We start from the raw sequence: 14,471 nt of genomic DNA, 5'->3' as shown, positions 1-14,471 counted from the left end.
CAGCCACGCAAGATCGTTGCGTTCCTCCGGGAGGGGCGTGTGTTCGTTGCACGCCCGCTTCACACCGTTGCGAACGGTGTCTTTTCGGGCCGGCGTGCGCGCAACGAAGTCACCCCGCGCTCAGCGGAACGTCGGGCGGCCGTCAGCTCCAGCTGGCGTGCAGCGGCTTTCCCTCCGCGTACCCGGCCGCGCTCTGGATCCCGACGACGGCCCGCTCCGCGAACTCCTCCAGGGAGCCGGCACCGGCGTAGGTGCACGAGGACCGCACGCCCGCGATGATCGAGTCGATCAGGTCCTCGACGCCCGGCCTGGCCGGGTCCAGGAACATCCGCGACGTGGAGATGCCCTCCTCGAACAGCGCCTTGCGGGCCCGGTCGTAGGCGGACTCCTCGCTCGTGCGGTTGCGTACCGCCCGCGCCGAGGCCATGCCGAACGACTCCTTGTACAGCCGGCCGTCGGCGTCCTGCTGAAGGTCGCCCGGCGACTCGTACGTCCCCGCGAACCACGAGCCGATCATCACGTTGGACGCGCCCGCGGCCAGCGCCATGGCGACGTCACGCGGGTGCCGGACACCGCCGTCGGCCCACACGTGCTTGCCGTACTTCCTGGCCTCGGCCGCGCACTCCAGGACCGCCGAGAACTGGGGCCGCCCCACGCCGGTCATCATCCGGGTCGTGCACATGGCGCCGGGTCCGACACCGACCTTGACGATGTCGGCGCCCGCCTCGATCAGATCGCGGACGCCCTCCGCCGCGACGATGTTGCCCGCGGCGATCGGCACCCGGGGGTCGAGGTCCCGCACCAGCTTGATCGCGTTGATCATCGACTCCTGGTGCCCGTGCGCGGTGTCGATGACGAGGGTGTCGACTCCGGCGTCGAGCAGCTGCTTCGCCTTGCCCTCGAAGTCGCCGTTGATACCGACGGCGGCGGCGACGCGCAGCCTGCCGTGCGCGTCGACGGCCGGGGTGTAGAGCGTGGCGCGCAGGGCGCCCTTGCGGGTCAGGATGCCGGCGAGACGGCCGTCCTTGTCCACGGCGGGCGCGTAGCGGCGGTTGGCGTGGTCGAGGCGGTTGAACGCCTCGCGGGGGTCGATGTCCGCGTCGAGGAGCAACAGGTCCTTGGACATGACGACTTCGAGCTGGGTGAAGCGGTCGACCCCGGTCAGGTCCTGGTCGGTGACGACGCCGACGGGCCGCAGCTGGTCGTCGACCACGACGCCCGCGTTGTGGGCGCGCTTCGGCAGCAGGGCGAGCGCGTCGGCGACGGTCTGGTGCGGGTTGAGCACGATCGGGGTGTCGAGGACGAGGTGGCGGCTCTTCACCCAGGAGATGACGTCGGTGACGACCTCGATCGGGATGTCCTGCGGGATGACCACGAGCCCGCCGCGGCGGGCGACCGTCTCGGCCATGCGGCGGCCGGCGATGGCCGTCATGTTGGCCACGACCAGCGGGATGGTGGTGCCCGTGCCGTCCGGGGAGGCCAGGTCGACGCCCTGCCGCGATCCGACGGCGCTACGGCTCGGGACCATGAAGACGTCGTCGTAGGTCAGGTCGTACGCGGGCTGGATGTCATTGAGGAAACGCACGTGCCGCACATCCCAGTCGTTCAGAGGTGACCCCCTGACAGGACCGTCAGGGGGAAGAGCACGTACTTCATTGTCCCATGTCGGCGGGTACGGCCGTCCCCGACGGATCATCCAGAGGACCGGGCACGGGCTAGGAGGATCCTCCGAGAGCGAGCACGACGCGCAGCTCGGTCCCGGTGCCCGTCCAGTGGTCCGCGGCCTCGGCGAACACCTCCTGGGCCATGCTCCAGTCGTTGGGCTCGGCCAGCGCGTACTCCTGCCAGCCGGTGATCACGACCAGCCGTCCCCGTACGGGTGGCGCCCAGGACAGGTCCGTGAGGCAGTCGGCGAGGGCGTCCCAGTTGCGGCCGAAGTGGTCCGGCAGCTCCAGGGCGCGGGCGCAGCGGTCCATGAACGCGGGTTTGTCGGTGACGCCGGTGAGGTCCAGCTCGACATGGAGCCAGTCACCGGCGCCCAGCACCTCCGCGAGTGTGCTGCCGCTCATCTCCGTACCGCCTTCGTCTCGGGTACCGCCGTGACCGACGCCTGGTGGCGTTCGGCTTCCTGCGTCCCCCGCGTTCTCCGTCCTCCGGCGCCGACCCGCCGAGAGCGCGAGGGGCGGACCGCCGCGGCACCTGCCGGTACCACCGCGCCCGCCCCTGCCCGGCTCCCCGCCGGGACCGTCCGTTCTGCTCCCGTGGCCGCTCAGTGCCCGTCCGGGTCCGCGCGGTTGAGCGCGGGGCGGGGGGTCTGTCCGGCCGTCAGCAGATAGTCCGCCGCGGAGGTGTCGGTGACGAGGCTGGTGACCAGGCCCGACCGCAGGACGGCGTCGATCGCCGACGCCTTGCGCTGCCCGCCCGCGATCGCGACGACCTCGGGGATACGGCGGAGCTGGTCGGCCTTGACCGTGATGCACCGCTCCCCGAGGTCCCGCCCGACCCGGCGGCCCTCGGTGTCGAAGAGGTGCGCCGACATCTCGGCGGCGACACCGAGGGAGGCGTAGTGGGCCCGCTCCTCGTCGCTGAGCATGTCGTGCACCGTGGAGATACCCGCCTCCCAGGAGCCGATGGAGACACAGGCGACCGTGACCTTGTCGAAGTACTCGAAGGCCCGGGCGATCCCCGTCTGGTGACGCAGCGCGGCCGCGGTGGCCGCGTCCGGCAGCAGCATCGGCGCGTAGATGGGGTGGGCGTCGCCGCCCGACACCTGCGCGGCCCGCCGTACCGCCTCCACCGAGCCGCGCTCGGCGGTCCCCGCGTCGTAGACCCCCGTCAGCTGCACCACCGTGCACGGCGGCAGCCGGTCGAGGGCGGCCGCCATGTGGATGGTCGAGCGCCCCCACGCCAGCCCGAGGACGTCGCCCTCGTTGACCAGTTCGCCGAGCAGGTCCGCGGCGACCTCGCCGAGGTTCTCCGGGTCGGGCGACTCCTCGGCCTCGGCCGGGGACTCGACGACCACGGCGTGCCGGAGGCCGTAGCGGGCGCGCAGGGCGTCGGAGCGCTCGGCGTCCAGTTCCGCGGGGACTCGGATCTCGATACGTACGAGATCCCTTTCGAGGGCGGTCTCCAGGACACGGGCCACCTTGAAGCGGCTCACGCCGAACTCCTCGGCGATCTGGATCTTGGACTTGCCCTCGAGGTAGAAGCGGCGGGCCATCGCCGCCGCCTGAACCAGCTCAGCGGGTCCCATCCGCATGGCTGACCGGCCCGCCGACATACCCGACACGGCCATCTCCTCACTGCTCTTCACACATGGATACGCCGTTCATCCTTGCAGATCCGACGTTTTCGATCAGCCGGAAGGAACGTCGTTCACGTTTCCTTGGCCCGGTGGTCGCCTGACCTGCCCCGCTCGTCCGGCGGCCGCACGGTCGTACGACGAGGTGGTGCCTCAGTGGCCGCAGGCCCACCCCGCGGTGGCCGTGGCCGCGTCGGCCTGGGCGCGGAGCGCGCGGACCGCCTCGGCCGGGTCGTCGGCCCCGTAGACCGCGGAACCGGCGACGAAGACGTCGGCGCCCGCCTCGGCGCAGCGCTCGATGGTGGACGCGGCGACGCCGCCGTCGACCTGGAGCCACAGGTCGAGGCCGTGCTTGCTGATCAACTCGCGGGTCCGGCGGATCTTGGGGAGCATGATGTCGAGGAAGGCCTGGCCTCCGAAGCCCGGTTCGACCGTCATGATCAGCACCATGTCGAGCTCGGGCAGCAGGTCCTCGAACGGTTCGATCGGCGTCGCGGGCTTGAGCGCCATGGAGGCCCGGGCACCCTTGGCCCGGATCTCACGGGCGAGCCGCAGCGGTGCGGCGGCCGCCTCGGCATGGAAGGTGACGGAACCGGCACCCGCTTCCACGAACTGGGGCGCCCACCGATCGGGGGCCTCGATCATCAGATGACAGTCCAGCGGCGTCCGCGTCGCACGGGCCAGGGACTCTACGACCGGCACACCGAGCGTGAGGTTCGGGACGAAATGGTTGTCCATCACGTCTACATGGAGCCAGTCGGCCCCTTCGACCGCTTTCGCCTCGTCGGCGAGACGGGCGAAGTCGGCGGACAGGATGCTTGGGTTGATCTGCGCGGCCATGGACCAAGCCTGCCATGCCCTCCGGGGGTGGCGGGGCCGGGGTGGGCACCGTGGTACGCCGGCCGCGGGCTGTCCGTGCTCGCTCGCGCAGTTGCCCGCGTTCCTGGGGCGGCGAGGTTGCGAGGGTTGTCATGACGGGGGGCCGGGGTGTCGGCCACCTGGTGTGCGGGCGGCGCGCGAAGTGGGTCGTGCTGGGGTTGTGGCTGGTCCTGCTCTTCGTGGTGGCGCCGCTCGCCTCCAAGCTGACCGACGCGCAGGACAACGACGCGGCGTCGTGGCTGCCGGGGTCCGCCGAGTCCACACAGGTCCTGGAGATGTCCGAGGACTTCCGGCCCGAGCAGATCCCCGCGGTGGTCGTCTACGCCCGGGAGAGCGGGCTCACCGCCGAGGACCGGGCGGCGATCGAGGAGGACGTGCGGGAGCTCAAACAGCTGACCGATCACGGGATCATCGGCGCCCAGACCCGGGGGCCGGTGTACGACCGGGCGGCCGACCCGAGGGCCGCCCAGATCTATGTGCCGATCACGATGGACGAGAAGGGGTGGGAGCGGATCGCGCCCGCGGTCGACTCGATCCGGGACGACGTGGGCGAGGGCGGCGACGGGCTCGCCGTGCACATCACGGGTCCGGGCGGGACGAGCGCCGACTTCTCCGAGGCGTTCGAGGGCATCGACTCCACGCTGCTGCTGTCGGCGATGGCCGTCGTCATCGTGATGCTGCTCATCACGTACCGCAGTCCGACCCTGCTGGTGATCCCGCTGCTCGCGGTGGTCGCCGCGCTGTTCACGGCCCAGGCGCTGATCTATCTGCTGGCCGAGCACGCGGGGCTGACCGTCAACGGGCAGAGCGCGGGCATCCTCACCGTGCTGGTCTTCGGCGCGGGCACCGACTACGCCCTGCTCCTCGTCGCCCGCTACCGCGAGGAGCTGCGCCGCCACGAGGACCGCCACGAGGCGATGGCGCTGGCACTGCACCGGGCGGGCCCGGCGGTGATCGCCTCCGGCGCGACGGTCGTGCTGAGCATGCTGGTGCTGCTGGCCGCCGAGATGAACTCGACGAGCGGTCTCGGCCCGGTGGCGGCCATCGGCGTCACGGTCGCGCTGCTCGCGATGATGACGCTCTTCCCCGCCCTGCTGGTGATCGTCGGCCGCTGGATCTTCTGGCCGGCGATCCCGCACTTCGGCACCGCCGACCCCACCGAGCGGGGCGTGTGGGCGCGGATGGGCCGGCGGATCTCCGGCCGTCCGCGCACGACCTGGATCGCCACGGCGGCCGCCCTGGCCCTGTGCTCGCTGGGCCTGATCCAGCTGCGCGCCGAGGGCATCGGCAACGCGGACGCGTTCACCGGGAAACCGGACTCGATCGTCGGCCAGGAGGTCTCCGCGCGCTACTTCCCGGCGGGCAGCGGCGATCCCCTGGTGATCATCAGCAATCAGGCGCAGGCCCGGGAGGTGGGCCGCGCGGTCGCCGACACCGAGGGGGTCGTACCGGACTCCCTCGGGCTGCCGCCGGGCACGAAACCCTTCCACGACGGCAAGGTCCTCTTCGAGGCGACCATGTCCGACCCGGCCGACAGCGAGGCCGCGAAGGACACCGTCGAGCGGGTCAGGGACGCCGTCCACGCGGTCCCGGACGCCGACGCGCAGGTCGGCGGCGGTACGGCGGCCCTGCTGGACATGGACAGGGCCACCACGCACGACAATCTGCTGATCATCCCGCTGGTGCTGCTGGTGGTCCTGCTGATCCTCTGCGCCCTGCTCCGCGCGCTGATCGCCCCGCTGGTGCTGATCGGCACGGTGATCCTGTCGTTCGCGGCGGCCCTCGGCATCAGCGCGCTCGCCTTCCGCCATCTCTTCGACTACGCGGGCGAGACGACGGACTTCCCGCTCTTCGTCTTCGTGTTCCTGGTGGCGCTGGGCATCGACTACAACATCTTCCTCACCACCCGCATCCGCGAGGAGGCCACCCATCTGGGCACCCGCAAGGGCGTCGTGACGGGCCTCGCGGCGACCGGCGCGGTGATCACCTCGGCGGGCCTGGTCCTGGCCGGTACCTTCGCCGCGCTCGCCACCCTGCCCATGGTGGCCTTCGCCGAGATCGGCTTCGCGGTCGCCCTGGGCGTCCTCCTGGACACCCTGATCGTCCGGTCCGTCCTCGTCACCTCCCTCTTCCTGGACATCGGCCCGAAGGTGTGGTGGCCCAACCGGCTGGCCCGCGAGGACAACCCCCGGACCCCGTCGTCGGTCTGAACCGTCGTCAGACGGTGGCGTACGGGGTCCAGGGGGCAGCCGGTGAGCTGGTTCGACAACATGATGGACAAGCTGGAGGACGTTCTGGAGACCGGCGACCCGGATCGTCTGTGGACGGACTTCCTGGGGGCGAGCCACGACGTCTACATCGCCGAGGAGGCGCTCCGCGAGGCCGAGGAGAAGCTGGCGGCCGCCCGGGAGCGCGCCCTGGAGGGCGATCTGGCGCCGGCGCTCAAGAAGGAGATGCGCAGGGGACGGCACACCCTGTCCGTGCTGGATCTGCTGCGCGAGGTGGGGGGCGACCACCCGGACCTGGTCCTCGCCCTGCTCCCGGAGCTGTACGACTGCTGTCTGGGCGTCAACAGGACCAGCATCTGGGGCCGGGAGATCCTGCGCGCCCTCGGCCGGACGACCGACCTGCACGACGCCCTGGCCCCGCTGGTCACCGGCACCCTGAACGACGACGACGAACTGGCGGACGTCTTCGCGATGAACGGCCTCGGCATGCTCCTCGACGACATCGGCGACGACCGCCTCCTGGCCCGGTGGCGCGAGGCGGTCCGCACATCACCGGACGCCGACGTGCGCGACCTCGCGGACGACGACGAACCGGACGACGAACCGGACGAGGAGACACCCGAGGAGACACCCGAGGAGACACCCGGGGAGCGACCGCCCGGCGGCGCCCGCCCGCGAGCTTAGGGCCTGTCGTTCAGGCGGTACGGCGGATCAGTGCCAGGTACATCGCGTCCGTGCCGTGCAGATGCGGCCACAGCTGGACGTCGGGGCCCTCGCCGAGCGCCGGTACGCCGTCCAGCATGGGCCGGACGTCGATGAGGTCGGCGGCGTCGCCGTACTGCTTGAGGACGTCCGCGACGACCGCGCGGGTCTCGGCCAGGTGCGGCGAGCAGGTCGCGTACCCGACGACGCCCCCGACCCGTACGGACTCCAACGCGGTCCGCAGCAGGGCCCGTTGCAGCGGGGCGAAGTTCTCCAGGTCGTCGTGGCGGCGCCGCCAGCGCGCCTCGGGCCGCCGGCGCAGCGCCCCCAGCCCCGTGCACGGCACGTCCATCAGCACCCGGTCGAAGGAACCCGGCCGCCACGGCGGGCGCGTACCGTCGGCCGCGATCACCTGGTACGGGCCGGGGTTGCCGTCCAGCGCCCTCGCGACCAGGCCGGCCCGGTGGGGCTGCTTTTCGGAGGCGAGCAGGACGGCACCGCGTTCGGCGGCCAGCGCGGCCAGCAGCGCGGCCTTGCCGCCGGGTCCGGCGCACCCGTCCAGCCAGGCCCGGTCGGGCCCGTCGAGCGGCGCGTTCGCGAGGGCCAGCGCCACGAGCTGGCTGCCCTCGTCCTGCACCCCCGCGCGCCCTTCCCGTACGGCGTCGACGGCCCCCGGCTCCCCGCCCTCGGTGAGCCGCACGGCGTAGGGCGACCAGCGCCCCGGCATCGCGGCGTCCTCACGGAGCAGCTCCTCGGTGGTGGCCCGTCCCGGCCGGGCGACGAGCGTGACCTCGGGCCGCTCGTTGTCCGCCTCCAGCAGGTCCTCGATCCCGGCGCGACCGCCGCCGAGGGAGTCCCACAGCGCGGAGACGACCCACCGGGGGTGCGAGTGCACGACGGCGAGGTGGTCCTCGGGGTCCTCGTCGTACGACGGCGCGACCCGTTCCAGCCAGCCGTCGAGGTCGTGCTGGGAGATCTTCCGCAGCACGGCGTTCACGAACTTGGCGCGTCCGTCGCCGAGCACCACCCGCGCGAGGTCCACGGTGGCGGAGACGGCCGCGTGCGTCGGGATGCGCGTCCCGAGCAACTGGTGCGCGCCCAGGCTCAGCACGTCCAGCACCGGCGGGTCGACCTCGCGCAGCGGCCGGTCCACGCACTCGGCGATCACCGCGTCGTAGGTCCCCTGCCGGCGCAGCGTGCCGTACACCAGCTCGGTGGCCAGGGCGGCGTCCCGCGCGTCGAACTTCTCGGGCCCCTCCTTCTCCCGCGCCTTCCGCAGCAGCGGCGGCAGAACGAGGTTGGCGTAGGCGTCCCTCTCGTCCACGGCCCGCAACGCCTCGAAGGCGAGGAGGCGGACGGGGTCCTTCTGGGGCCGTCGGTACGGCTTGCCCGGCTTACGGGGACGGGGGGACTGCTCACTCACGAAAAGGTGCTCCGGATATGGGTCGAGATGCCACGACCAGCGTACGACGCGGCACCGTGCGGTCGGGCGGGGCAGGGGGTCCACGCCTCTGTGCGGTGCCCCCGTTGCCGAGGGACGGCCTCTGGGCGGCGCCCTCGATACCGAGGAACTGCCTCTAGGCGGTGCCCTCGGTGCCGAGGGTCTCCCCGGAGGAGATGCGCACGCCGCGTGCCCAGTCGGCGGCCTTCATCGGCTTCTTGCCCTGCGCCTGCACCCAGAGCAGTTCCACGGCGTACGAGCCGCTCCCGGCGTACACGTTGTTCTTGCCGACCTCCAACGCGCCCGGCGCGAGTTCGGTCCGCTCGGGCACCGGCGCGACATGGATGAGCTTCAGCCGCTCGCCCCGGAACGTGGTCCACGCGCCAGGCGCCGGTGTGCACCCGCGCACGACCCGGTCGACCCGCAGCGCGGGCGCCGCCCAGTCGATCCGCGCGTCCTCGACGGTGATCTTCGGGGCGAGGGTGACTCCTTCGGCGGGCTGCGGCACGGCCTTCAGGGTGCCGTCCTCGATCCCGTCCATCGTGGCGGCGAGCAGTCCGGCCCCCGCGAAGGCGAGCCGCGTCAGCAGGTCGCCGCTGGTGTCGGTGGGCCGGATCTCCTCGGTGACCGTCCCGTACACCGGCCCGGAGTCGAGCCCCTCCTCGATGAGGAACGTGGAGGCCCCCGTGATCTCGTCCCCCGCCATGATCGAGTGCTGCACGGGAGCGGCACCGCGCCAGGCCGGCAGCAGCGAGAAGTGCAGGTTGACCCAGCCGTGCGCGGGGACGTCGAGGGCGACCCGGGGCAGCAGGGCGCCGTAGGCCACGACCGGGCAGCAGTCCGGCCCGATCTCCCGCAGCCGGGCGAGGAAGTCCTCGTCGCGCGGCCGGTGGGGCTTCAGCACCTCGATGCCGGCCTCCTCCGCCCGCTGCGCCACAGGGCTCGCGACGAGCCGCCGTCCGCGTCCCGCCGGGGCGTCGGGCCGCGTGACCACCGCGGCCACCTCATGCCGCCCCGACGCGATCAGCGCGTCCAGGGCGGGAACCGCGACCTCGGGGGTACCAGCGAAGACAAGCCTCATGGGTGACTGTGGGCCTCTCGGACGGAACTTCAACAACCCCTGCACGAACGAGCCCCGCGCACAAGACACAGGACAACGCACCAGTCTATGCCCCCGGCGTCCGCCGCTCGGCACGCCACCGACCACGCCCGATCCGGCCTCCGCCGCCCCTCCGCACCACCGGGTCCCCTGCCCCGTGCCCCGGCGCACGCCCCCACGGAAGACCCGCATTCGGCGGCCGCCCCGGCGGGCCCGCTGCGGCGGAACGGCACGGACGGTGCGCGGGCGGGAGATCACGTCGCGCAGCGCCCCCCACGCGCCCTGCGCATATGCCCCCACGCCCCCACCCCGTTACCAGCGGAGCTGATCCGCGTTGGTCAAGAAAGAGTTGACCACTACCGGCCGCAATCGCGGCACATCCTTTTCAACGCCGGTTCGAGAGGCTTGTTCATGGCCGACCACGCAACCCACGACGCCCAGGCTCGGGCCAGCCTGCACTTGCTGGTGCGGGACATCGAGCGGGTCCGCCGGCAGGTGGACGCACTACGCACCCTCACCGCCCAACTGGGCAACGTCTACCGCCCGCGCCGCTCCGGCCCCTCCACGGGCTTCGTCGTCTACGGACGCGCACCCGCCCCGACCGTCCGCCTCGCCCAGGAGCTGCGGGACAGCGTCGAGACCCTGGTCACGGCCGCCGTGGACTTCGACCGCTCACTCGGATTCTCGTGGGACGCGGTGGGCTCGGCTCTCGGGGTGACCAAGCAAGCGGTCCACCGCCGTTACGGCGCCCGCCGCGCAGCCGCGCAGGCCGCCGCCGAGGCGGAGCGCACGGGCGAGCCCCAGGGCAGCCGCGCCGTCAACGTGGGCTCCGGCCTGCCGACGGTCCCCGCGGCCCGTTCCGTGCCGGGCCAGTTGCCCGGACAGGTGCCGGGCCAGATGGCCGGACAGGTGCCGAGTCAGATGCCCACCCAGCCGACGGCCGGCAGCCCCACCCTGCGGGACGAGGCAAGACCCACGGCCTTCCCCGGCCCGCGCAACGGCTGACGACACCCCGGCTGCCTCCCGGTCCCGACCGACCCGGGAGGCAGTCGCGTGCCACCGATCACCTGTCACCCGTGACCCGTCACCTCACCCGACGTCTGGTCACCCGACGTCGAGTCACCCGATGTCGAGCGGATCCACCCGGATCCGCACCCCTTCTCCCCCTCCGCGGGCCATCCGCGCGGCCTGCGCGCTCTTCAGCGCGGCGGCCAGTGCCGCCCCGCTGCCGGGCGGCACCCGGATCAAGGCCCGTTCCCACGCCTCTCCGGGCGGCGGCGCCCCCACCCTCCGTGCCCGCCCCGCCTCCAGGACGGGCAGCGGCACGGGCCCCAGCACCTCCGCGTCCGGCGGCAGTTCGATCCCGCCCAGGAAATCGGCCACGGCCTGCGCCGTGCCGGACACGGCCGCCATCCGGGACACCGGCGGAAACCCCAGCTCGGCACGGTCCGCGAGCTCCCGCACCGCGTGCCCCACCGGGTCCCACCGTACGAGGGCCTGTACGGGCCGTAGCGTCGGCTCGGCGACCACGACGACCGTGCCGCCCGCCCCCTGGTTCCGCACCAGCGCGGCCGCCCCGATCCACCGGCGCAGCGCCTCCTCCCCTGCCCGCAGATCGGGGCGCCCGAGCATGGCCCAGCCGTCGAGCAGCAGAGCGGCCGCGTACCCGCCCTCGGCGACCGGTTCGGCGCCGGGCGTGCTCACGACCAGTGCGGGCGTCCCCGGCACGGTGTCGAGCACATGTTCCCGCCCGGAGGTACGCACCGGCACGGCGGGAAAGGCTCGCCCCAGCTCCTCGGCGGTACGCCGGGCACCGACGACCTGGGCCCTCAGCCGATGGCTCCCGCACTCCGGGCAGTGCCAGCCCGCCTCCTCACGCCCGCACCACCCGCACACCAGGGCGCCGGCGCCCTCCCGCGCCTCCAACGGCCCCGCGCAGTGCTGGCACCGCGCGGGCTCCCGGCACCGCACACAGGCCATCCTCGGCACGTACCCCCGCCGGGGCACCTGGACGAGGACGGGCCCGTCCCGCAGCCCGTCCCGGGCGACCTGCCAGGCGAGGCTGGGCAGACGCGCGGCCCGAGCCGCCTCGTCGCGCGCCAACTCCCCGTCCCCGACGGTCCGCACCAGGGGCGCGACGGCCCGTACCTGCTCCCTCGCGGCGACGATCGGCGCGGCCCACCCGCTCTCGACGAGCTGGGCCGCCTCCACGGTGCAGCTCCAACTCCCCAGCAGGAAGGCACCCTTGTCCCGAGTGGCTCGCAGCTCCAGCACCTCCCGCACATGCGGGAAGGGAGCGTTGTCGTCGCTGTGACTGGCGTCGCCGTCGTCCCAGACGACGACCAGCCCGAGATTCCGCACGGGGGCGAACATGGCGGCCCGGGTCCCGACGACCGCGCGCACGGCCCCCCGCCGCACGGCCAGCCACTCCCGGTACCGCCGCTCCTGCCCCGCGTCGGCGGTCAGCAGCGCGTGCTGCCCCTCCCCCAGCAGCTCCCGGAGGGCCTCGTCGACCCGCGCGGCAGGCCGCCCCGCCGGTACGACGACGAGGGCGCCCCGCCCGGAGGCCAGGGTCGCCTGCACGGCCCGCCCGATCTCCTCCGCCCACTCGGGCCCCGGCAGAGCGGTCCACACCGCGCGCGGCGAACGACCGGCGGCCAGAGCCTTCAGGAACTCCGGGCCCCGCGTGTACCTTGCCCAGGACCCCGTTTCCGGTGCGGCCGGAGCGGGCGGCGGCCCGCCCATCTCCGCCGCCTCGGCCCGGCCGTGCCGCGGCGGCACGGCCAGTTGCAGCACATCCGCGAGGCTCCCCGCGTACCGGTCCGCGACCGCCCGTGCGAGCCCCAGCAGCTCCGGGCTGAGCACCGGCTCCGGTGACACGACCTGCGCGAGCGCGGCCAACGGCCCCGCGTAGTCCGACTCGGCGACCCGCTCGACGAGGAACCCGTCGATCAGCGAGCCGCCCTCCCGCCGCCCCTCCCGGACATTCCGTCCCCCGGCCCCGAAGCGCACCCGCACCCGCACCCCGGGGCGAGCGACGGCGTCCAACTCCTCGGGCACCGCGTAGTCGAAGTAGCGGTCGAGATGCAGCACCCCTTTGTCGACCAGCACACGGGCGACCGGAAGCTCCTTCGCCAGGGCGGCCCCCCGCCACGTCCGCGGCTTGGCCCGGGGCGCCCTGGCCTTCTTCACGGCCTCCCGAATGAGCGCGAGCTGCTCCGGCGCCGCACCCCCCGCGCCCCCACCGCTCGTCCCGTCCTCGCTGCTCACGCCAGCATTCTCCCAAACCCCACTGACATCCGACGGCGCCCGCAGGCTCGGGACAGGACGCCAGGCTCCCCCTGAAGCCCGGTGACAGCGCCGAGGCCCGGCGCCCCCAGAGGGACACCGGGCCTCGGAAGAGAACCTGAGGGTTCCGTGGGCTACAGACCCGCCGCCTCACGCAGCGCGTCCACGCGGTCCGTGCGCTCCCAGGTGAAGTCGGGGAGCTCGCGGCCGAAGTGGCCGTACGCGGCGGTCTGGCCGTAGATCGGGCGGAGCAGGTCGAGGTCGCGGATGATCGCGGCCGGGCGGAGGTCGAAGACCTCGTCGATCGCCTTCTCGATCTTGTCCGTGTCGATCTTGGCGGTGCCGAAGGTCTCGACGAAGAGGCCGACGGGCTCGGCCTTGCCGATGGCGTAGGCGACCTGGACCTCGCAGCGGGAGGCGAGGCCCGCAGCGACCACGTTCTTGGCGACCCAGCGCATCGCGTACGCGGCGGAGCGGTCGACCTTGGACGGGTCCTTGCCGGAGAAGGCGCCGCCGCCGTGGCGGGCCATACCGCCGTAGGTGTCGATGATGATCTTGCGGCCGGTGAGGCCGGCGTCGCCCATGGGGCCGCCGATCTCGAAGCGGCCGGTCGGGTTGACCAGGAGGCGGTAGCCCTCGGTGTCCAGCTTGATGCCGTCGTCGAGGAGGGCCTTCAGCTCCGGCTCCACCACGAACTCGCGGATGTCCGGGGCGAGCAGGGACTCCAGGTCGATGTCGCTGGCGTGCTGCGAGGAGACGACGACCGTGTCGAGGCGGACCGCCTTGTCGCCGTCGTACTCGATGGTGACCTGGGTCTTGCCGTCGGGACGCAGGTAGGGGATGGTGCCGTTCTTGCGGACCTCGGAGAGGCGCTTGGACAGCCGGTGCGCCAGGAAGATCGGCAGCGGCATCAGCGTCGGCGTCTCGTCCGTCGCGTAACCGAACATCAGGCCCTGGTCGCCGGCGCCCTGGCGGTCCAGCTCGTCCTCGTCGCCCTCGACCCGGGTCTCGTACGCCGTGTCGACACCCTGCGCGATGTCCGGGGACTGCGAACCGATCGACACCGACACACCACAGGACGCGCCGTCGAAGCCCTTCTTCGACGAGTCGTAGCCGATGGCCAGGATCGTGTCGCGGACGAGCTGGGCGATCGGCGCGTAGGCCTTGGTCGTGACCTCGCCGGCCACGTGCACCAGGCCGGTCGTGATGAGCGTCTCCACCGCGACACGGGACGTGGGGTCCTCGCGCAGCAGCGCATCGAGAATGGCATCGCTGATCTGGTCAGCGATCTTGTCGGGGTGACCCTCGGTCACGGACTCCGAGGTGAACAGGCGACGGGACACAACGCTCCCTGTGGTTGCAGCGGCTGCTGGCTGATCATTGGCGGACGGGACGGGGGCTGCGCCCGGCGTCGTCCGTGAACAGTTTATCGGTCGGTCTCGACCACCGGCCCACCCGTCTCGCCTCTCGGGAGCTCTGTGACCTGCGGCACGTGCATTCTGCCCAATGGTCGTCGCTGTCCGCCAGGGTCGC

At 72.8% G+C, this 14,471-nt stretch carries 11 protein-coding genes; 3 read left to right on the top strand and 8 right to left on the bottom strand.

From position 1 onward, the window contains the following. Window positions 1-142: 142 nt before the first annotated feature. The 4 genes from ACZ4Z2_RS29150 to rpe form a co-directional block, all read right to left on the bottom strand. On the bottom strand, window positions 143-1,585 hold the full coding sequence (locus tag ACZ4Z2_RS29150) for a GuaB1 family IMP dehydrogenase-related protein (protein WP_468079987.1): 1,443 nt from the start codon (window positions 1,583-1,585) through the stop codon (window positions 143-145). 130 nt (window positions 1,586-1,715) lie between these two features. Further along, a complete protein-coding gene (locus tag ACZ4Z2_RS29145) occupies window positions 1,716-2,069 on the bottom strand; it encodes a barstar family protein (protein WP_468079985.1) in 354 nt (117 codons plus the stop codon). 200 nt (window positions 2,070-2,269) lie between these two features. Continuing rightward, window positions 2,270-3,313 (bottom strand): sugar-binding transcriptional regulator, encoded by a 1,044-nt coding sequence (locus tag ACZ4Z2_RS29140; RefSeq protein ID WP_468079983.1) that lies wholly within the window; start codon window positions 3,311-3,313, stop codon window positions 2,270-2,272. A gap of 141 nt (window positions 3,314-3,454) precedes the next feature. Further along, window positions 3,455-4,141, bottom strand: a complete 687-nt coding sequence (gene rpe / locus ACZ4Z2_RS29135) for a ribulose-phosphate 3-epimerase (protein ID WP_468079982.1) — start codon at window positions 4,139-4,141, stop codon at window positions 3,455-3,457. 131 nt (window positions 4,142-4,272) lie between these two features. Between rpe and ACZ4Z2_RS29130 the strand changes: the two genes are divergently transcribed. Continuing rightward, window positions 4,273-6,390, top strand: a complete 2,118-nt coding sequence (locus ACZ4Z2_RS29130) for an MMPL family transporter (RefSeq protein ID WP_468079980.1) — start codon at window positions 4,273-4,275, stop codon at window positions 6,388-6,390. 42 nt (window positions 6,391-6,432) lie between these two features. Further along, complete coding sequence (locus ACZ4Z2_RS29125; protein WP_468079979.1) at window positions 6,433-7,092, top strand: hypothetical protein; 660 nt, start codon at window positions 6,433-6,435, stop codon at window positions 7,090-7,092. A 10-nt stretch (window positions 7,093-7,102) separates the two neighbouring features. Here the strand turns inward: ACZ4Z2_RS29125 and ACZ4Z2_RS29120 are convergent, their stop codons facing one another. Together ACZ4Z2_RS29120 and fmt are read right to left on the bottom strand one after the other, a co-directional pair. Further along, window positions 7,103-8,533, bottom strand: a complete 1,431-nt coding sequence (locus tag ACZ4Z2_RS29120) for an RsmB/NOP family class I SAM-dependent RNA methyltransferase (protein WP_468079978.1) — start codon at window positions 8,531-8,533, stop codon at window positions 7,103-7,105. A gap of 154 nt (window positions 8,534-8,687) precedes the next feature. Further along, on the bottom strand, window positions 8,688-9,632 hold the full coding sequence (fmt, locus tag ACZ4Z2_RS29115) for a methionyl-tRNA formyltransferase (protein WP_468079977.1): 945 nt from the start codon (window positions 9,630-9,632) through the stop codon (window positions 8,688-8,690). Window positions 9,633-10,061: 429 nt separating this feature from the next. Here fmt and ACZ4Z2_RS29110 point away from each other — a divergent pair, with 429 nt between their 5' ends. Further along, on the top strand, window positions 10,062-10,655 hold the full coding sequence (locus tag ACZ4Z2_RS29110) for a hypothetical protein (RefSeq protein ID WP_468079975.1): 594 nt from the start codon (window positions 10,062-10,064) through the stop codon (window positions 10,653-10,655). A 114-nt stretch (window positions 10,656-10,769) separates the two neighbouring features. Here ACZ4Z2_RS29110 and ACZ4Z2_RS29105 read toward each other — a convergent pair whose 3' ends face one another. After that, entirely contained in the window at window positions 10,770-12,920 is a 2,151-nt protein-coding gene (locus tag ACZ4Z2_RS29105) for a primosomal protein N' (RefSeq protein ID WP_468079973.1), read from the bottom strand. Window positions 12,921-13,072: 152 nt separating this feature from the next. Beyond that, window positions 13,073-14,281, bottom strand: coding sequence for a methionine adenosyltransferase (metK, locus tag ACZ4Z2_RS29100; protein WP_468079971.1), 1,209 nt, complete (start codon window positions 14,279-14,281; stop codon window positions 13,073-13,075). Between the last annotated feature and the right edge of the window lie 190 nt (window positions 14,282-14,471).

The sequence above is a fragment of the Streptomyces sp. NPDC030183 genome, assembly GCF_055573455.1.
The sequence above is the reverse complement of the archived record's forward strand: the minus strand, read 5'-3'. Positions and strand labels throughout refer to the sequence as shown.